This is a genomic window from Pseudomonas sp. TNT2022 ID1044, assembly GCF_028656895.1.
Lineage (GTDB): Bacteria > Pseudomonadota > Gammaproteobacteria > Pseudomonadales > Pseudomonadaceae > Aquipseudomonas > Aquipseudomonas reinekei.
In genome coordinates, this window is sequence record NZ_JAMDHB010000006.1 from 86,836 (window position 1) to 104,979 (window position 18,144).

The 18,144-nt window shown below is 59.8% G+C and carries 15 protein-coding genes; 12 read left to right on the forward strand and 3 right to left on the reverse strand.

The features are described from left to right. The first annotated feature begins 9 nt into the window (after positions 1-9). From M5G20_RS08715 to rarD, 3 genes are all read left to right on the forward strand, one after another. A complete protein-coding gene (locus tag M5G20_RS08715; protein ID WP_273918801.1) occupies positions 10-1,911 on the forward strand; it encodes a PhoX family protein in 1,902 nt (633 codons plus the stop codon). 113 nt (positions 1,912-2,024) lie between these two features. After that, on the forward strand, positions 2,025-2,999 hold the full coding sequence (locus M5G20_RS08720; RefSeq protein WP_273918802.1) for a serine/threonine protein kinase: 975 nt from the start codon (positions 2,025-2,027) through the stop codon (positions 2,997-2,999). 151 nt (positions 3,000-3,150) lie between these two features. Then, entirely contained in the window at positions 3,151-4,038 is an 888-nt protein-coding gene (gene rarD / locus M5G20_RS08725) for an EamA family transporter RarD (RefSeq protein ID WP_075946198.1), read from the forward strand. A 215-nt stretch (positions 4,039-4,253) separates the two neighbouring features. On the opposite strand, the gene M5G20_RS08730 is transcribed toward rarD, so the two are convergent. After that, positions 4,254-4,772: a glycine cleavage system protein R gene (locus tag M5G20_RS08730; protein ID WP_273918803.1), complete on the reverse strand. Its 519-nt coding sequence runs from the start codon at positions 4,770-4,772 to the stop codon at positions 4,254-4,256. 546 nt (positions 4,773-5,318) lie between these two features. Here M5G20_RS08730 and M5G20_RS08735 point away from each other — a divergent pair. Next, positions 5,319-7,496: a malate synthase G gene (locus M5G20_RS08735; RefSeq protein WP_273918804.1), complete on the forward strand. Its 2,178-nt coding sequence runs from the start codon at positions 5,319-5,321 to the stop codon at positions 7,494-7,496. Positions 7,497-7,581: 85 nt separating this feature from the next. On the opposite strand, the gene M5G20_RS08740 is transcribed toward M5G20_RS08735, so the two are convergent. Further along, positions 7,582-8,028, reverse strand: coding sequence for a response regulator (locus tag M5G20_RS08740; protein ID WP_273918805.1), 447 nt, complete (start codon positions 8,026-8,028; stop codon positions 7,582-7,584). Positions 8,029-8,282: 254 nt separating this feature from the next. Here M5G20_RS08740 and M5G20_RS08745 point away from each other — a divergent pair, with 254 nt between their 5' ends. The 8 genes from M5G20_RS08745 (at position 8,283) to M5G20_RS08780 (ending at position 17,426) form a co-directional block, all read left to right on the forward strand. Next, on the forward strand, positions 8,283-10,223 hold the full coding sequence (locus tag M5G20_RS08745; protein ID WP_273918806.1) for a putative nucleotidyltransferase substrate binding domain-containing protein: 1,941 nt from the start codon (positions 8,283-8,285) through the stop codon (positions 10,221-10,223). After that, a complete protein-coding gene (locus M5G20_RS08750) occupies positions 10,220-10,927 on the forward strand; it encodes a 3'-5' exonuclease (protein ID WP_150736355.1) in 708 nt (235 codons plus the stop codon). The genes M5G20_RS08745 and M5G20_RS08750 overlap by 4 nt, the downstream gene beginning before the upstream one ends. Positions 10,928-11,121: 194 nt before the next feature. After that, positions 11,122-11,640: an RNA polymerase sigma factor gene (locus M5G20_RS08755; RefSeq protein WP_273918807.1), complete on the forward strand. Its 519-nt coding sequence runs from the start codon at positions 11,122-11,124 to the stop codon at positions 11,638-11,640. Continuing rightward, positions 11,637-12,611, forward strand: coding sequence for a FecR domain-containing protein (locus M5G20_RS08760; protein WP_273918808.1), 975 nt, complete (start codon positions 11,637-11,639; stop codon positions 12,609-12,611). The genes M5G20_RS08755 and M5G20_RS08760 overlap by 4 nt, the downstream gene beginning before the upstream one ends. A gap of 248 nt (positions 12,612-12,859) precedes the next feature. Further along, positions 12,860-15,295 carry a TonB-dependent siderophore receptor gene (locus tag M5G20_RS08765; RefSeq protein WP_273918809.1) on the forward strand — a complete coding sequence of 812 codons (2,436 nt, stop codon included), beginning with the start codon at positions 12,860-12,862 and terminating at the stop codon, positions 15,293-15,295. A gap of 71 nt (positions 15,296-15,366) precedes the next feature. After that, positions 15,367-16,497 (forward strand): PepSY-associated TM helix domain-containing protein, encoded by a 1,131-nt coding sequence (locus tag M5G20_RS08770; protein WP_273918810.1) that lies wholly within the window; start codon positions 15,367-15,369, stop codon positions 16,495-16,497. After that, the gene (locus M5G20_RS08775; RefSeq protein WP_273918811.1) at positions 16,494-16,676 is read left to right on the forward strand and encodes a hypothetical protein; all 183 of its coding nucleotides are present in this window, start codon (positions 16,494-16,496) and stop codon (positions 16,674-16,676) included. Before M5G20_RS08770 ends, M5G20_RS08775 begins: the two co-directional genes overlap by 4 nt. A 120-nt stretch (positions 16,677-16,796) precedes the next feature. Then, positions 16,797-17,426 carry a glutathione S-transferase family protein gene (locus tag M5G20_RS08780; protein ID WP_273918812.1) on the forward strand — a complete coding sequence of 210 codons (630 nt, stop codon included), beginning with the start codon at positions 16,797-16,799 and terminating at the stop codon, positions 17,424-17,426. Positions 17,427-17,552: 126 nt separating this feature from the next. Here M5G20_RS08780 and rloA2 read toward each other — a convergent pair whose 3' ends face one another. After that, entirely contained in the window at positions 17,553-18,059 is a 507-nt protein-coding gene (gene rloA2, locus M5G20_RS08785) for a retropepsin-like aspartic peptidase RloA2 (protein ID WP_273918813.1), read from the reverse strand. Positions 18,060-18,144 lie beyond the last annotated feature (85 nt).

The window sequence follows — 18,144 nt, forward strand, 5'->3', positions numbered from 1 at the left end:
AAGCCTGATATGAGCCTTTTGGAAGACAACCAGTCCACCGACCTCGAACAGATGGTCGGCCTCAGCCGCCGTGGATTCATCAGCGCAGGTGCCCTGTGCGGCGCCGCCCTGTTCATGGGTGGCAACTTGTTGAGCCGCAGCGTGCTGGCCGCCAGTGTCAGCGCCGGCAACAGCAAATTGCTGGGTTTTGCGAGCATTCCCGCCGCGACCGCCGACAGCATCAGCCTGCCGCCAGGCTACAAATCTTCGGTGTTGATCAGTTGGGGCCAGCCCCTGCACAAAAACGGCCCGGCGTTCGATCCGAGCGGCAATGGCAGCGCCGAGCAGCAGGAAGTCCAGTTCGGCGACAACAACGACGGCATGAGCCTGTTTGCCTTTCCCGGCGACGACAACCGCGCGCTGATGGCGATCAACAACGAATACACCAACTACCGCTACCTCTTTCCCCACGCCGGGATGCCGCAATCGGCCGAGGAGGTGCACAAAGCCCTTGCTAGCGAGGGGGTGTCGGTGATTGAAGTGCGACGCAATAACGGCCACTGGCAGTTCGTCCAGGACTCGCGGTACAACCGACGCATCCACGGTAATTCGCCGATCAAGTTGAGCGGCCCGGCCGCCGGGCACGACCTGCTCAAAACCAGCGCCGATCCGCAAGGCACAACCGTCCTCGGCACATTCCAGAACTGCGCCAACGGCCAGACGCCGTGGGGCACTTTCCTGACCTGCGAAGAGAACTTCACCGATTGCTTCGGCAGCAGCAATGCCGAGCAGAAGTTCGACGCCGCACAGAAACGCTATGGCGCGGTGGCAACCAGCAAAGAGATCAACTGGCATCAACACGATCCGCGTTTCGACCTGGCCAAGAACCCCAACGAACTCAATCGTCACGGCTGGGTGGTGGAGATCGACCCGTTCGACCCGCAATCGACCCCGGTCAAGCGCACCGCACTGGGCCGCTTCAAACACGAAAACGCCGCCCTGACGGAAACCCGCGACGGCCACGCCGTGGTGTACATGGGTGACGATGAGCGCGGCGAATTCATCTACAAGTTCGTCAGCCGCGACAAAATCAATCACAAGAACCCCAAGGCCAACCGCGATCTGCTCGATCACGGCACCTTGTACGTGGCGCAGTTCGACGCCGGTGACGGCAATGCCGACCACCCCAAAGGCAAAGGTGTATGGGTTGAGTTGACCCACGGCAAAAACGGCATCGATGCCGGCAGCGGTTTTGCCGATCAAGCCGAGGTGCTGATCAACGTGCGCCTGGCAGCGAGCGTGGTGAAGGCCACGCGCATGGATCGCCCGGAATGGATCGTGGTCAGCCCCAAGGACGGCCAGGTCTACTGCACGCTGACCAACAACGCCAAACGCGGCGACGACGGGCAACCGGTGGGCGGGCCGAACCCGCGGGAGAAAAACGTCTACGGGCAAATCTTGCGCTGGCGCACCGACCGTGACGATCACGGTTCGAATACCTTTGCCTGGGATCTGTTTGTGGTGGCCGGCAACCCGCAAGTGCATGCCGGTACGCCGAAGGGTGGCTCATCGAACATCACCCCGCAGAACATGTTCAACAGCCCGGATGGCCTGGCGTTCGACAAGGCCGGGCGGTTGTGGATTCAAACCGATGGCGATGCCAGCAATGCCGGTGACTTCGCCGGCATGGGCAACAACCAGATGCTCTGCGCCGACCCGGTGACCGGGGAAATTCGCCGCTTCATGGTCGGGCCGATCGGTTGCGAGGTGACGGGGATCAGTTTCTCGCCGGATCAGAAGACGTTGTTTATCGGCATCCAGCACCCGGGTGAATTCGGTGGCTCGACCTTCCCCGAGCATTTGCCCAATGGCAAGCCGCGGTCTTCGGTGGTGGCCATTACCCGGGAAGATGGCGGGGTCGTCGGCGCCTGATCGGGCCCATCGCGGGCTTGCCCGCGATGGCGTCTGCACGGTCACCCTATCTGCGCGCGTCTGCGCTACCATGCCTGGCCGGACGCAGCAGCCTGCTGCGCGCAGGAGTCAGCATGGCCCACCCGTTTGAAACCCTCACCCCAGACCTCGTGCTCGATGCCGTCGAAAGCATCGGCTTCCTCAGCGACGCGCGCATCCTGGCGCTCAACAGCTACGAGAACCGTGTCTATCAGGTCGGCATCGAAGACTCCGAGCCACTGATCGCCAAGTTCTATCGGCCGCAACGCTGGACCAACGAAGCGATTCTGGAAGAGCACCAGTTCACCTTCGAACTGGCCGGGGTCGATGTACCCGTGGTTGCGCCAATGATCCACAACGGTGAAACCCTGCACGAACACCACGGTTTTCGCTTCACCCTGTTCCCTCGCCGCGGCGGCCGTGCGCCAGAGCCGGGCAATCTCGATCAGCTGTATCGCCTGGGGCAACTGCTCGGGCGTCTGCATGCAGTGGGCTCGACCAAGCCGTTCGAACATCGCGAAGCGCTGGCGGTGAAGAACTTCGGCCATGACTCTCTGGCTACCTTGCTCGAAGGAAATTTCATACCCCGCAGCCTGCTCCCGGCCTACGAATCGGTCGCCCGCGACCTGCTCAAGCGTGTGGAAGATGCCTACAGCAACACCCCGCACCAGAACATCCGCATGCACGGTGACTGCCACCCCGGCAACATGATGTGCCGCGACGAGATGTTCCATATCGTCGACCTCGACGACTGTCGCATGGGGCCGGCGGTACAGGACATCTGGATGATGCTGGCGGGAGATCGCCAGGATTGCCTGGGGCAGCTGTCGGAGTTGATGGACGGCTACAACGAATTCCACGACTTCAACCCGCGTGAACTGGCGCTGATCGAACCTTTGCGTGCCCTGCGCCTGATGCACTACAGCGCCTGGCTCGCCCGTCGCTGGGACGACCCGGCCTTCCCGCGCAGCTTTCCGTGGTTCGGCACCGAGCGTTATTGGGGCGACCAGGTGTTGGCGTTGCGCGAGCAGCTGGCTGCACTCAATGAAGAGCCGCTGAAATTGTTCTAACCCTTGCAGGAACCAGTTTGCTGGCGATTCAGACGACGCGGTATGTCAGGAGCACCGCGTTATCGTTCATTGCCAGCAAGCCGGCGCCTACAAAAGTCCTGACAGATCTATACAATCACCTCTTTGTTAGCTGCCTAAGCAAGGACTCTGCATGCAAGCCGCCAACCCGCGTCGCGGGTACATATTGGGCCTGAGTGCCTACATCATCTGGGGACTCTTCCCGATCTACTTCAAAGCCATCGCCAGCGTGCCCGCCGTGGAGATCATCATTCACCGCGTGTTGTGGTCGGCGCTGTTCGGTGCCTTGCTGCTGATGGTGTGGAAGCACCCGGGCTGGTGGCGCGAGTTGCGCGATAACCCGAAACGGCTGGCGATCCTCGCACTGAGCGGCACCTTGATCGCGGCCAACTGGCTGACCTATGTCTGGTCGGTGAACAACGGGCGGATGCTCGAGGCCAGCCTCGGTTACTACATCAACCCGCTGGTGAACGTGTTGCTGGGCATGCTGATACTCGGCGAACGGCTGCGGCGCATGCAATGGATTGCGGTGGGGCTGGCGGCCGTGGGCGTGGCGCAACAGGTGTGGCAAGTCGGCAGTCTGCCGTGGGTGTCGCTGGTGCTGGCACTGACCTTCGGGTTCTACGGGCTGATTCGCAAGCAAGCACCGGTCAAGGCGCTGCCCGGGCTGGTGGTGGAAACCTGGATGCTGGTGCCGATTGCCATTGCCTGGCTGCTGTTCAATTCGACGGCGGCAAGCGCTCAACCTGAATTCTGGACCACCTCCGAGGCCTGGTGGCTGGTGGCCGCAGGCCCGGTTACGCTGGTACCGCTGGTATGTTTTAACGCCGCCGCGCGGCATTTGCCCTACACGACGCTGGGATTTCTCCAGTACCTGGCGCCGACATTGGTGCTGTTGCAGGCGGTACTGCTGTTTGGCGAACACTTGTCGTCCAGCACGTTGGTGGCCTTCATGTTCATCTGGGCCGGTCTGGCGGTTTACAGCGTTGATGCGTGGCTGAGCCTGCGTCGCCGCAGCTGATCAAAAAACGCACAAACCTCTACAGGCCACGTTTTCCGTGGCCTGCACCGTTCCTTCCCAAGGTTATCCACAGTGTGATCCCCGGCGTTTGTGCGCAAGTTCTTGAAACTGCTGGTTTTTTGATCAAATCCTGAAAAGCCCCGGCCGGCAAGGCCTGGCGGGCTGTCTCTACAGGTTATCCACAGGCAGGTGCACGTTAAACTTGGATAACCCGTTCAAGGTTCACTGCGCAGCACCAACTCCACCATCAAATCGTCCGCCAGGGTTTCGAGGCGCGATTGCAGCACGTCCAGAGAAAGGGTCAGCGGCACCGCCAGAATCGCCTCGGCGTGAAACAAGGGCTCGCTGCTCATCGGCGCCGGGCGCACCTCCGTCACCAGCCGCTCCAGGTTGACTCCCTGTTCGCTCAACAACCGGGTGATGTCACGCACGATGCCCGGGCGATCATTGCCCACCAGTTCCATGGCAATCGGCTTCCAGGTACAGGACTGTTCAATGCCGCTTTCGGCGATCAACACGCGAATGCCATGAGTGGACAATGCCTGTAGGGCATCCACCAATGCATCGTAGGCCTCTGCCGGCACCCCCACCCGAAGAATCCCGGCGAATTGCCCGGCCATGCGCGACATGCGGCTTTCCAGCCAGTTGCCGCCCTGCTCGGCAATGCATTGGGCAATGCGCTCGACCTGCCCAGGCTTGTCCGGTGCAAAAACGGTGAGTACGAGGTGGTCCATGGCGCAGCCCTCTGGTCATGTGTTTTGTTATAGAGAAACAAGTATAGGCAAGGGTTGCTGCAGCGCTGAATCGACTGCCGCCATCGCTGGCAAGCCAGCTTCTACAGGGATTGCGCAAGGCCCTGCAGGAGCTGGCCTGCTAGCGATCGAACACACCGCCGATCTGCAGCGAACCACAAATCGTGTACAACTTTTTATATTTAACTGGAACAATCTCATGGTTTTTTGAGAACATCCCGATCCCCGACGTGACTGCAATGCGTCACGGGGTCGCAGAACGACGTAATTAGTCTAATTTTCACAAGCGCAATTCATCATGTAGTATGCCGCAGCGCGCACTACATAACGTTGGATCGATGTCTGCCACAGGCGCAGTCGCATCCCTGAAAGCCCCGTCAGCAAGGCCCTCAAGCCGTTGATTGGTCCCCACCCAGCCGTCAGAAATGGCATGTACTGGTCGCAGGGTTTGTGGTTTAAATGGCCAGAGGCTTCATTGTTAAATTGAAGAGCTGAAAAGCGAAATAGCTGAGCAGAGTGAGGCAAGCAATGACTGAACACGTTCAAGTCGGTGGCCTGCAGGTCGCCAAAGTCCTGTTCGACTTCGTGAACAACGAAGCCATTCCCGGTACCGGCCTCACCGCCGATAAGTTCTGGGCCGGTGCCGACAAGGTCATCCATGACCTGGCACCGAAGAACAAAGCCCTACTCGCCAAACGCGATGATTTCCAGGCTCGTATCGATGCCTGGCACCAGGAGCGCACAGGTCAGGCGCACGACGCCGTGGCCTACAAAGCCTTCCTGCAAGACATCGGTTATCTGCTGCCAGAAGCGGCCGATTTCCAGGCAACGACGCAAAACGTCGATGAAGAAATCGCCCGCATGGCCGGTCCACAACTCGTGGTGCCGGTGATGAACGCCCGCTTCGCTCTCAATGCTTCGAACGCCCGCTGGGGTTCGTTGTACGACGCGCTCTACGGCACCGACGCCATCAGCGAAGCTGACGGCGCGGAAAAAGGCAAAGGCTACAACAAGGTTCGCGGCGACAAGGTTATTGCCTTCGCCCGCGCCTTCCTCGACGAAGCGGCGCCCCTGGCAGCCGGCTCCCACGTCGATTCCACCAGCTACAAAATCGTTGACGGCAAACTGGTGGTCGCCCTCAAAGGCGGCAGCAACAGCGGCCTGCGCAACGACGCACAACTGATCGGCTTCCAGGGCGATGCCTCGGCACCGACCGCGATCCTGCTGAAAAACAACGGTCTGCATTTCGAAATCCAGGTCGATGCCAGCACCCCGGTCGGCCAGACCGACGCGGCCGGCGTCAAAGACATCCTGATGGAAGCCGCGCTGACCACCATCATGGACTGCGAAGACTCCGTCGCCGCCGTCGATGCCGATGACAAAGTGGTGATCTACCGCAACTGGCTCGGCTTGATGAAAGGCGATCTGTCGGAAGAAGTCGCCAAGGGTGGCAAGACGTTTACCCGCACCATGAACGCCGACCGCGCCTACACCGGCGTCGACGGTAATGCGGTAAACCTGCACGGCCGTTCACTGTTGTTCGTGCGCAATGTCGGTCACCTGATGACCATCGATGCAATCCTCGACAAAGACGGCAACGAAGTGCCGGAAGGTATTCTCGATGGCCTGGTGACTTGCCTGGCATCGATGCACAACCTCAACGGCAACACCACGCGCAAAAACACCCGCACCGGTTCGATCTACATCGTCAAGCCGAAGATGCACGGCCCTGAAGAAGCGGCGTTCACCAACGAGCTGTTCGGTCGTATCGAAGACGTGCTGGGCCTGCCGCGCAATACCCTCAAAGTCGGGATCATGGACGAGGAGCGCCGCACCACGGTCAACCTCAAGGCCTGCATCAAGGCTGCCAGCGAGCGTGTGGTGTTCATCAACACCGGTTTCCTCGATCGCACGGGCGACGAAATCCACACGTCGATGGAAGCCGGCCCGATGGTGCGCAAGGCCGACATGAAGGCGGAAAAATGGATCGGCGCCTACGAGAACTCCAACGTCGATATCGGCTTGAGCACCGGCCTGCAAGGTCGCGCACAGATCGGTAAAGGCATGTGGGCCATGCCCGACCTGATGGCGGCGATGCTCGAACAGAAGATCGCTCACCCACTGGCCGGCGCCAACACTGCCTGGGTCCCTTCGCCAACCGCCGCTGCCCTGCACGCGCTGCACTACCACAAGGTTGACGTGTTCGCCCGTCAGGCCGAACTGGCCAAGCGTGCGCATGCTTCGGTTGACGACATCCTGACCATTCCGCTGGCAGTGAACCCTCAATGGACCGCCGAGCAAATCAAGAACGAACTGGACAACAACAGCCAGGGCATCCTTGGTTATGTGGTGCGCTGGATCGACCAGGGCGTTGGCTGTTCGAAAGTACCGGACATCAACGATGTCGGCCTGATGGAAGACCGTGCGACGCTGCGTATTTCCAGCCAGCACATCGCCAACTGGCTGCGTCATGGCATCGTCACCGAAGAGCAAGTGATGGAAAGCCTCAAGCGCATGGCACCGGTGGTTGACCGTCAGAACGCCGGTGACGCGCTGTACCGCCCACTGGCCCCGAACTTCGACAGCAACATCGCCTTCCAGGCAGCGGTCGAACTGGTGGTCGAAGGCACCAGGCAGCCGAACGGCTACACCGAGCCGGTCCTGCACCGCCGTCGTCGCGAGTTCAAGGCGGCCAACGGCCTGTAACCGAGTGTTGACGCCGGACATGAAAAAGCCCTGATCGAAAGATCAGGGCTTTTTCGTTTGCGTCACGTTGTAAAGCAGGGTGTGGCTACAGATCCATCCCCAACTCATGCTTGACCAACCCCAGCAATTTGCCGGTATCAATTGGCTTGAGCAGAAAATCCACAACGCTCAAATGCATCGCTGCAATGGCGTCTTTTACGTCGGCATCGCCGGAGACGATGATGATCGGCATCGCCGCACGCACCGATTCACGCACCTGACGGACCAGATCCAGGCCATCGACATTTCCCATCCGCAGATCGGTAATGACCAAACCAATCGAAGGTTTCTCTTCCAGCATCTTCAGTGCGGTTTCGCCACTGGCCGCCGTCATGCAACGAATTCCGTCCAACCCCAGGATCTCTGACAGCAGCTCCCGGGCATCTTTGTCGTCATCGACGATCAACACCCGTTGCGGCGGCAAGTCAGGTTCCAGCATGACTGCACTCAGCGCTTCGCGCTCGGCGTCACTCAAAATATCGTGGTCGGACATGGCGTTCTCTACATGTTCAATTCAATTCCCTAGCACAGTGGTGAGACATCGCTAAGCAGACCTCCAATGTGCACTTCGTCGGATATTTTTCCAATAGGCAAAAAGAGAGGTTTTTCTCACGTTTACGTAGGTGTTTTCTGACAATGCATCACGTTTCTGGCCTACCTAGACTTACGTCCAATGGGCACCCCGGTCGCGGGGGCCGACCATGGTCGAGTCACCCGACAACAACAACTCCAAAAAAGACTGCGGTAATGGTTATGAGTAAAGCGGACGCCTTCACACAGGCAGGGAAAACCGCGGTGTTGCAGAACATCCAGGGCACTTTGCAATTTCTTCAGCGATTCCCGCCTTTCAATCAGATGGAACACGCTCACCTGGCGTACCTGGTTGAACAATGTCAGCTGCGTTTTTATGCCCCCGGCGAAAGCATCATCAAGCCCGCCGACGGCCCGGTTGAACACTTCTACATCGTCAAACAAGGCCGGGTCGTGGGCGAGCGTCCCCACTCGGCCAAGGGCGGTAACGAAACCACTTTCGAGATCACCACCGGCGAATGTTTTCCCCTCGCCGCGCTGTTAGGTGAACGTGCGACGCGCACTGAACACCTGGCGGCCGAAGACACCTTTTGCCTACAGCTGAACAAGCTCGCCTTCATCAAACTCTTCGCCATTTCCGGCACCTTTCGCGACTTTGCCCTACGTGGCGTGAGCAGTCTGCTGGATCAGGTCAATCAGCAAGTCCAGCAGAAAGCCGTGGAAACCCTCGGTACGCAGTATTCGCTCAATACCCGTTTGGGCGAATTGGCCATGCGTCACCCGGTCATGTGCGGTCCTTCAACGCCCCTGCGCGAGGCGGTGACCCTGATGCACGAGCAACAAGTGGGCAGCATCGTGGTGGTCGATGAACAGCAAGCGCCGCTGGGGATTTTCACCCTGCGCGACTTGCGGCACGTGGTGGCCAATGCCGCCGGCGATTTTGCTGAAGCCATCGAACGCCACATGACGCCCTCGCCGTTTTACCTGACACCGGACCACAGCGCGTTCGACGCCGCGATCGCCATGACCGAGCGGCATATCGCCCACGTTTGCCTGGTCAAGGACCAGCGCCTGTGTGGCGTAGTGTCCGAGCGCGATCTGTTTTCACTGCAACGGGTTGACCTGGTCCACCTGGCGCGGACTATCCGCAATGCCCCGCGCGTGGAAAACCTGGTGGCGATCCGCGGCGAGATCGGTCAGTTGGTCGAACGCATGCTGGCCCACGGCGCGTCCTCGACCCAGATCACCCACATCATCACCCTGCTCAACGATCACACCGTGTGCCGGGTGATTGAACTGACCCTCGCCGAGAAAGGCGACCCGGGTGTTGCGTTCAGCTGGTTGTGTTTCGGCAGCGAAGGTCGTCGTGAGCAAACGCTGCACACCGATCAAGACAACGGCATTCTGTTTGAAGCCCGCGACGCGGCTCACGCTGCCGAGATCCGCGGCAAGTTGCTACCCATCGCCCATCAGATCAACCAAAGTCTGGCGTTGTGCGGTTTCACCCTGTGCAAGGGCAACATCATGGCCGGCAACCCGGAACTGTGTTTGTCCCGGGTCGAATGGGCACGTCGTTTTGCCGCGTTTATCCGCGAGGCCACGCCGGAGAACCTGCTGGGGTCGAGCATCTATTTCGACCTGCGCGTGGTCTGGGGTAACGAACAAGGTTGTGAGCAGTTGCGTCGCGGGATCCTCGACCAAGTGGCCGACAACCGTTTGTTCCAGCGCATGCTGGCCGAAAACGCATTACGCAATCGCCCGCCTGTGGGGCGTTTCCGCGAGTTTGTGCTGGCGCGCAAAAATGGCGAGAAAGCCACGCTGGACTTGAAGATTCAGGGGCTGACGCCCTTCGTCGACGGGGCACGATTGCTCGCCCTGGCCCATGGCATCGAAACCAACAACACCCTGGAGCGGTTTCGCCAACTGGTGAACAAAGAAATCATCGAACCGCTGGACGGCGCGGCGTACGAAGAGGCCTATCACTTCATTCAGCAAACCCGCATGCAGCAACATCAGCTGCAGACCCGGGAAAATCTGCCTTACTCCAACCGCGTCGATCCGGACAGCCTGAATCATCTGGATCGGCGAATCCTGCGTGAATCCTTGCGCCAGGCGCAACGCCTGCAAAGCAGCCTGTCCCTGCGGTATCAGCTATGAGTCTGTTTTCATGGCTGCGCCCGGCCGGCCCGAGTCTGAGCGCAGAACTGCAACAACGCCTGCAACGCTTGCCCGCGACAGCCGGATTGAGTGAGTGCAGCCTGCGCGAACAGCGCTGGGTGGTGCTCGACCTGGAAACCACCGGGCTGAACCTTAACAAGGATCGGGTGCTGTCCATCGGCGCGGTAGTGATCGAAGACGGCGCGATCGACTTCAGCCAGCAGTTCGAACGCACCCTGCAATGCGCCGAAGTCAAACTTGGGCCCAGCGTGCTGATTCACGGCATCGGCCCCAGCGCAATTGCTGCCGGCAGCGATCCGGCCCAGGCGCTGCTCGATTTCATGGAGTTCGTCGGCGACAGTCCGTTGCTGGCTTTCCACGCGCCCTTCGATCAGCACATGCTCGGACGCGCACTGAAAGAGCATCTGGGCTACAAGTTGCAGCACAGCTTTATGGACGTCGCGGACATTGCCCCGCTGGTCTGTCCACAAGCGCAGATTCGCGAGGCCGGGCTGGACGAGTGGATCGACTGGTTCAAGCTGGAAGTGTTCGAGCGCCATAACGCCAGTGCCGATGCCTTGGCCACGGCGGAACTGGCGTTGATCCTGTTCAGCCGTGCACGCCAGCAACAGATTCATAGCCCGTTGAATTTGCAGCAGCGGCTGAATCAGTGGAAACGTCGCCAGCAAACCCCTTCGTTTTAATCTTCGGCGTCTGTCCCGACCCCATCGCGGGCAAGCCCGCTCCCACAAGGATTTCAGTGCTCCTGTGGGAGCGGGCTTGCCCGCGATGAACGATGACGCGGTCACCCGACCAGCGCCAATTGCGCACCACCTTCGCCTCTGACACAATCGCGAACTATTCTCGTTAGTTAACACTTCCCAAACGGTGATGCTGCGTGTCGTCAGTCCCAAGCCCTCAAAGTGAGCTCGTCGGTGCGCTATATCGCGACCACCGCGGTTGGCTGTTGGCCTGGCTTCGTCGCAGCGTCGCCTGCCCGCAACGGGCCGAAGACCTGAGCCAGGACACCTTCGTACGCTTGCTCGGCCGCGAGGAGCTGAAAGCGCCGCGCGAACCACGGGCGTTTCTGGTGGCGATTGCCAAAGGCCTGCTGTTCGACTATTTCCGCCGCGCCGCGCTGGAACAGGCTTACCTCACCGAACTGATGCTGATTCCCGAAGCAGAGCAACCGTCGGTGGAAGAACAGCAAATGATCCTCGAAGACCTGAAGACTATCGATCGCCTGCTCGGCAAGCTGTCGAGCAAGGCCCGGGCGGCGTTTCTCTACAACCGACTCGATGGCCTGGGGCATGCGGAAATCGCCGAACACCTCGGCGTGTCGGTGCCGCGCGTGCGCCAATACCTGGCCCAGGGCGTTCGTCAGTGCTACATCGCACTGTATGGTGAGCCGACATGAGCCCGCTCAGTTCCAGACCGGTCTCGGCGCAGGTGCTCGATGCCGCCATTGCCTGGCAACTGTCACTGGATTCCGGCAACCCGGTGGAGCGCGAAGAGTTCGCCAAGTGGCACGCCGCCCACGAAGAACACGCCCGGGCCTGGCGCCAGCTGGGCATGCTCGACCAACGTTTCAGCGTCGCCAGCGGCCCGGCCCGCACGGCCCTGCTGCAATCGCGCGAAAGCATTCGCCGCCGGGTACGCAAGCTCGGCAGTGGCCTGGCCAGTGTCGTGGCGGTGATCGGTTTGGCGCTGTTTGCCGGGGAGCGTTACCTGCCGCTCGACTACTGGCTGGCGGACCAACGCACCGCGACCGGCGAACAGCGCAGCATTCGACTGGCCGACGGCACGCTGATCAACCTCAACACCCACAGTGCCGTGGACGTGCGCTTCGATGCGAAGCAGCGACGGGTGATCCTCCAGGAAGGGGAAATCCTCGTTGAAACCGGCCACGGCGATGCCCGGCCCTTTATCGTCGAAACCCGCGAAGGCAGCATGCGCGCGCTGGGCACGCGGTTCCTGGTCAAGCGTGAAGAAGAAGGCACGCGCCTGAGCGTCTTGCAATCGGCGGTGGCGGTTCATCCGCAATCGAGCACCGACGAACAAATCCTGCGCGAAGGCCAGCAAATGCTGATCCGCAACGACAGCCTGGGGCCGATGACTGCGCTCAACCTCGGCGCGGATGCCTGGACCCGCGGCATGCTGGTGGTGGACAACGTGCGACTGGAAGATCTGGTGCACGAACTCGGGCGCTATCGCCGTGGGTACGTGGGCGTGGCGCCGCAAGTGGCGGACCTGCGGATCACCGGCAGCTTCCCCCTGCACGACACTGATCAAGCGCTGAACACGCTGCTACCGACACTGCCAGTGCAGATTGAACAGCACACGCAATGGTGGGTGACGGTGGCGGCCAAGCGTGATGCCAAGCCTTGAGTAAAGGTGGATCCCTGTGGCGAGCGAGCCTGCTCCCGCTCGACTGCGCAGCCGTCGCAAAATCACTCGAACAGGGCCTGTCGGGAAAATGCGAGGGCTGCTTCGCGCCCCTGCGGGAGCAAGCTCCCTCGGCACAACTATGCAGACTGATTTACTGAATCGAAATTATTTTCATCCAGCCCTATCACTTTTTGATTTTCGTTCGGCACTTAGGCAATTGAGAAGTATTCCCTTTCAGGAGCCGCTGTATGTCCCGTTCGCTAGACACCTTGTTGCGCCCCAGTTTGCTGGCGGTTGCCATCGCCCTTTGCACCCCTTTGGCCAGCAGCCAACTGGTCGCCGCTGAACAGGCATCCAGCGTTCGTGCTTACAACCTCCCGGCCGCCCCATTGGCCAGCACCTTGAACCAGATCGCCAGTCAGGCCGGTCTCGCGCTGTCGCTGAACCCATCGTTGGCGGCGGGCAAGACTTCGGCCCCGGTCAACGGCCAGTTCGATGCCGCCAGCGCTTTGCGTGAAGCGTTGCGGGGCACTGGGTTGCAACTGGAACAAAGCACTACCGGCAGCTACACCTTGGTGGCGGTGCCTGAAGGCGCCATGGCTTTGCCAGCAACCAGTGTGATCGGCGTGGAAGACACGGAAAACGCTTGGGGACCAGTTCAAGGTTATCTGGCAAAACGTACGGCGGCCGGTACTAAAACCGACACCGCACTGGCCGAGATACCACGCTCGATTTCTGTTGCCACCCGTGAGCAAATGCAGGACCGCGCCGTACAGAATCTGGATGACGCCGTTCGTTACATGCCCGGTGTCGTAGCCAGCAGCTACGGCAGCGATAGCCGTGCCGAGTGGTTGAAGGTCCGTGGATTTGAACCTACCCAATTCCTCGATGGCCTGCCGCTGCCAAAGGGCACTTACGCCATGCCGAAGATGGAAACCTGGGACCTTGAACGAGTAGCCCTGCTGCGTGGACCTGCGTCTTCGGTGTACGGCCAGACGCCTCCAGGCGGTTTGATCGATATGGTCAGCCGTCGTCCTGATGCACTTGCCAGCAACGAAGTGCAATTGCAGGTCGGGAGCTATGAACGCAAGCAAATCAGCTTCGACAGCACCGGTCCGATCGATGACGAAGGGCGTTTTTTATATCGTGTCAGCGGCGTGGTGCGCGATAGCAACACCACAATCGATCACATCGACGACAAGCGTTACAACATCGCTCCCAGCCTGACCTGGAATATCGATCCGGATACCACACTGACTTTCCTCAGCCAGTACAACCGCGACGATACTGGCATCACCAGCCAATTCCTTCCGTTGCAAGGCACCAAACTGGCCACGCCTGCGGGCAAGGTTAAGTTCCATGAGAACCTCGGGGATCCGGACTGGGAATTCTACGACAAGACCTATTACGCTCTGGGCTATGCGTTTGAACACCGGATGAACGATGTTTGGCAGTTCCGCCAAAACCTGCGTTACACCAAAAGCGATTTGTCCTTCCAGGGCATTACTGCAGGCGGGTTCTTTGGTTCGGTTAGCGACGACGGCACACTATCCCGTGGCGCGAACGTGGTGAATGAAGACATCAGCCAGTTCGCCGTGGATAACAATTTCCAAGCCGATTTTGACACCGGCGCGATCACGCACACTCTGCTGTTGGGGCTGGACCATCAGCGCGTCAATACCAATTACAAATGGCTGTTTGGCAGTGCGCCGACGAGCAACATCATTACCCCGATCTACGGTCAGGATTTCAGCAACGTCAGCTACACGGCGTTCAATGACTACAACCAGAAGACCCATGACACAGGCCTATACGTCCAGGACCAAATGGCCCTCGATAACTGGCGCCTGACGTTGGGCGGTCGTCAGGACTGGCTGCACACTGACTCGACCTTCTACAACATGAACAATGCCAAGGACACTCGCGACGACACCGCCTTCACCGGCAACGCGGCCCTTAGTTATGTCTTCGATTCCGGCTTCACACCTTACGTTTCCTATGCCGAATCCTTCCAGGCAGAAGCGGGTGGCGCAAATGGCGAGGCATACAAGCCAGGTACTGGCAAGCAATACGAAGTGGGTATCAAGTACCAACCGCCGGGCACCAGCATGCTGTTCTCCGCCGCAGCGTATGACCTGACCCGCAAGGACATCGTACTCAGCGACACCCTGGGTGTGTCTCGTCCACTGGGTGAAGCCAAGGTACGGGGCTTCGAGCTGGAAGCGACCGGTGACGTCAACGAAAACTTGAAGCTGACCGCCGCGTACACCTATGCCAACAGCAAGATGACAAAAGTCACCGATCCGCTGGACAAGAACCGCCCCCTGCCACTGACTCCAGAGAATCAGGCCTCTGCCTGGGCTGATTACACGTGGCACACCGGCGTTCTGGATGGTTTCGGTATCGGGTTCGGCGTGCGCTATATCGGCGAAACCGACAACATCGCCATTGGCAGCATGGGCTTTGTCCGCGACCCATCGGATGGGCATAGCAGTTCGTATACCGTTTATGACGCAGCCGTCCATTACGACTTGGGACGTCTGAACAATGCGCTCAAAGGCGTCAGTGTCAGCGTGAATGCCAATAACGTGTTCGATAAGGAATACATTTCAACTTGTGACGGCTTCTACTGCTATTACGGCGACCGTCGCAATGTAATGGCCAGCCTCGATTACAAGTGGTAACCGCTTGACCTGACATGCCAACGACCTGGCCGTCCTTTGTGGGCGGCTTTGGTTTTTCTGAAGGCGATGAAATGAAAAGTAAAACAATCCGCCGCTGGTCCTTTGTCCACACCTGGTCCAGCCTGATCTGCACCGTGTTTCTGCTGTTGCTGGCATTGACCGGTCTGCCCTTGATCTTCCACCACGAGATCGACCATCTGCTGGGCGATGCCGCCGAGTTGAAGGTCATGCCGGCGGACACTGCGCAGCTGAATTTGCAGCAGTTGGTGCAGGCCGCTGAAAAGCATCGTCCGGGCGAGGTCATGCAATACTTCGGTTTCGAAGAAGACGAGCCCAATGCCGCCATCGCAATCATGGCTGCCACGGCCGGCACCGAGCCGAACTCGTCCCACACCTTCATGCTCGATGCCCGTACCGGCGAAGCGCTGGAGATGCCGTCGGCCAATGGCGGCTTCATGATGGTCATGTTGCGCCTGCACGTAGACATGTTTGCCGGACTGCCGGGCAAGTTGTTGCTGGCGTTCATGGGGTTGTTGTTCGTCGTCGCGATCGTGTCGGGCACCGTGCTGTACCTGCCGTTCATGCGTCGCTTGAAGTTCGCCACCGTACGCCAGGACAAATCCACGCGCCTGCGCTGGCTCGACCTGCACAACCTGATCGGCGTGGTGACGTTGACCTGGGCATTGGTGGTCGGCGTGACAGGTGTGATCAGCGCCTGTGCCGACCTGCTGATCGCCGCGTGGCGCAACGACAGCCTGAGCGCGATGGTCGCGCCATACCGCGATGCACCGCCGCTGACGCACCTCGCGCCGGCCACTCGATTGCTCGACATTGCCAAAGAGGCTGCGCCGGGCATGCAGCCCGACTTCATCGCTTTCCCCGGCACGCGGTTTTCCAGCGAGCACCATTACGCGGTGTTCATGAAAGGCAGCACGCATTTGACCTCGCACTTGCTGACGCCGGTATTGATCGATGCCAGCACCCTGAAAGTCACTGCCGTGGCCGAACGTCCGTGGTACATGGACGCCATGGGCATGTCGCAGCCGCTGCACTTCGGTGACTACGGCGGCATGCCGATGCAAATTCTCTGGGCGACCCTGGATGTGCTGACCATTATCGTCCTCGGCAGCGGGGTTTACCTGTGGGTGGTGCGGCGCAAGGCTGCCAAACCCGTGCTGGAAAAAGCGGAGAGCGTGGCATGAAGCCTCGGCAGTCGAATTTCTGGAAGGTATTTGCCACGCCCACGATCATTGCTCTCTTCAGCGCGGCGGGATTGTTTGCCGCGTTGCTGGGGGATGGGGTCTGGGACTCGCTGAGCTGGCTTGGCCTCGGCATCCCGGCCTTCCTCGGCCTGCGCGGCCTCCTGCAACGCCGCGTCTGAAGCGGGGCAGACACTACAACCTGCCAGTTAAAATGCAGTCCTGTGGGAACGAGCCGGACATTTGAGCTCGCGGCTCAACACGCTATGCTGCCCGTCACTGCCACCGATCGAGACGTTGCCATGTCCACCCCGAGCATGACCCTGTACCACAACTCGCTTTCGCCATTTGTTCGTAAAGTCATGGTGCTGCTGCACGAAACCGGTCAACAGGACCGTGTGGCCCTGCAGAACTGCGTGCTCACCCCGGTCAACCCGGACCTGACGCTGATCGACGACAACCCGCTTAGCAAAATCCCCGCCTTGCGCCTGGCCGATGGCAACATCATCCACGACAGCCGGGTGATACTCGATTACCTCGACCACCAGCACGTCGGCAATCCACTGATCCCTCGCGAAGGCTCGGCCCGCTGGCGGCGCCTGACGCTCGCTTCGCTAGCCGACGGAATCATGGATGCCGCCGTGCTCGTACGCTACGAAGTCGTCCTGCGCGCACCGGAAAAACACTGGGATGAATACCTCGACGCCCAACGCGAAAAAATCAGCCGTGCCCTGGCGCTGCTGGAAAAAGACGCGATTGCCGAACTGACCTGCCATTTTGATGTGGCAGCGATCAGCGTGGCGTGTGCCTTGGGCTACGTGGACTTACGTCATCCGGATCTGGACTGGCGCAGCGCAAATCCACAATTGGCCGCCTGGTATTTCGAGGTGAGTCAGCGGCCTTCAATGATTGCAACGATGCCGAAGGTCTAGAGCTTCGCCGGATTTCGGATCAGGAAAACGGGGGCCGATATTTGATTCAACTCTAAAATCGAACAAGCGTTGCCGCTGTGCCAAGGAAAGGGATGATTGGGTCAAACATCCAAGACACGGGATTCGCTAGCAATCCGGCTTGTCCGCCGTATACCGTCGAGCCGGGTTCACCGCCGCGCCAAACTCACGCAAAGCCTTGGCGCCGATCAATAGCGGGTAGTTGAAGCTGCTGCGGTCAGTCAGGTTAACCTCGACCGTGCGCTTGACGTTGCCCAGGCACAGCTCCAGATCGATCACCGGGCGCTTGGAGGGTGCGATTTTTTCGTCATCATCTTCGTCTTCTTCGGAACGGGTCTTGATCTTGCTGATCCGTGCCACTTTGTGCTCGTAGACCTTGTTGCTCGCATCCTTGGTGGCGAGGCGGAAACGTACCCAGTCTTCGCCGTCGCGGGTGAAGGTTTCGATGTCCTTGGCCGACAGCGACGCGGTCAGGGCGCCGGTGTCCATCTTGGCCTTGAGCACTTCACCGCCGATTTCCGGCAGCGCAATGTATTCGTAGCGCCCGTACAGGGTCGGCTCCGCGGCCATGACCGGCAGGGCGATGAGAGCAATCAGTGCAAGTAGGGATTTCACGTAGTGGGCTTCCATGAGAAGTGAGCAGCGGGATTTTAGACCGTTGTTGGCATGATCGTTCCCACAAGGTTAGTGGTCCAAAGGT

What these genes read in the sequence shown, in the direction of transcription:
- M5G20_RS08720 (WP_273918802.1), top strand. Translation starts at nt 2,025, where the DNA reads ATGGCCCACCCGTTTGAAACCCTCACCCCAGACCTCGTGCTCGATGCC.
- M5G20_RS08765 (WP_273918809.1), top strand. Translation starts at nt 12,860, where the DNA reads ATGTCCCGTTCGCTAGACACCTTGTTGCGCCCCAGTTTGCTGGCGGTT.
- M5G20_RS08745 (WP_273918806.1), top strand. Translation starts at nt 8,283, where the DNA reads ATGGTTATGAGTAAAGCGGACGCCTTCACACAGGCAGGGAAAACCGCG.
- M5G20_RS08750 (WP_150736355.1), top strand. Translation starts at nt 10,220, where the DNA reads ATGAGTCTGTTTTCATGGCTGCGCCCGGCCGGCCCGAGTCTGAGCGCA.
- M5G20_RS08740 (WP_273918805.1), bottom strand. Translation starts at nt 8,028, where the DNA reads ATGTCCGACCACGATATTTTGAGTGACGCCGAGCGCGAAGCGCTGAGT.
- M5G20_RS08780 (WP_273918812.1), top strand. Translation starts at nt 16,797, where the DNA reads ATGTCCACCCCGAGCATGACCCTGTACCACAACTCGCTTTCGCCATTT.
- M5G20_RS08735 (WP_273918804.1), top strand. Translation starts at nt 5,319, where the DNA reads ATGACTGAACACGTTCAAGTCGGTGGCCTGCAGGTCGCCAAAGTCCTG.
- M5G20_RS08775 (WP_273918811.1), top strand. Translation starts at nt 16,494, where the DNA reads ATGAAGCCTCGGCAGTCGAATTTCTGGAAGGTATTTGCCACGCCCACG.
- rarD (WP_075946198.1), top strand. Translation starts at nt 3,151, where the DNA reads ATGCAAGCCGCCAACCCGCGTCGCGGGTACATATTGGGCCTGAGTGCC.
- M5G20_RS08715 (WP_273918801.1), top strand. Translation starts at nt 10, where the DNA reads ATGAGCCTTTTGGAAGACAACCAGTCCACCGACCTCGAACAGATGGTC.
- M5G20_RS08760 (WP_273918808.1), top strand. Translation starts at nt 11,637, where the DNA reads ATGAGCCCGCTCAGTTCCAGACCGGTCTCGGCGCAGGTGCTCGATGCC.
- M5G20_RS08730 (WP_273918803.1), bottom strand. Translation starts at nt 4,772, where the DNA reads ATGGACCACCTCGTACTCACCGTTTTTGCACCGGACAAGCCTGGGCAG.
- M5G20_RS08770 (WP_273918810.1), top strand. Translation starts at nt 15,367, where the DNA reads ATGAAAAGTAAAACAATCCGCCGCTGGTCCTTTGTCCACACCTGGTCC.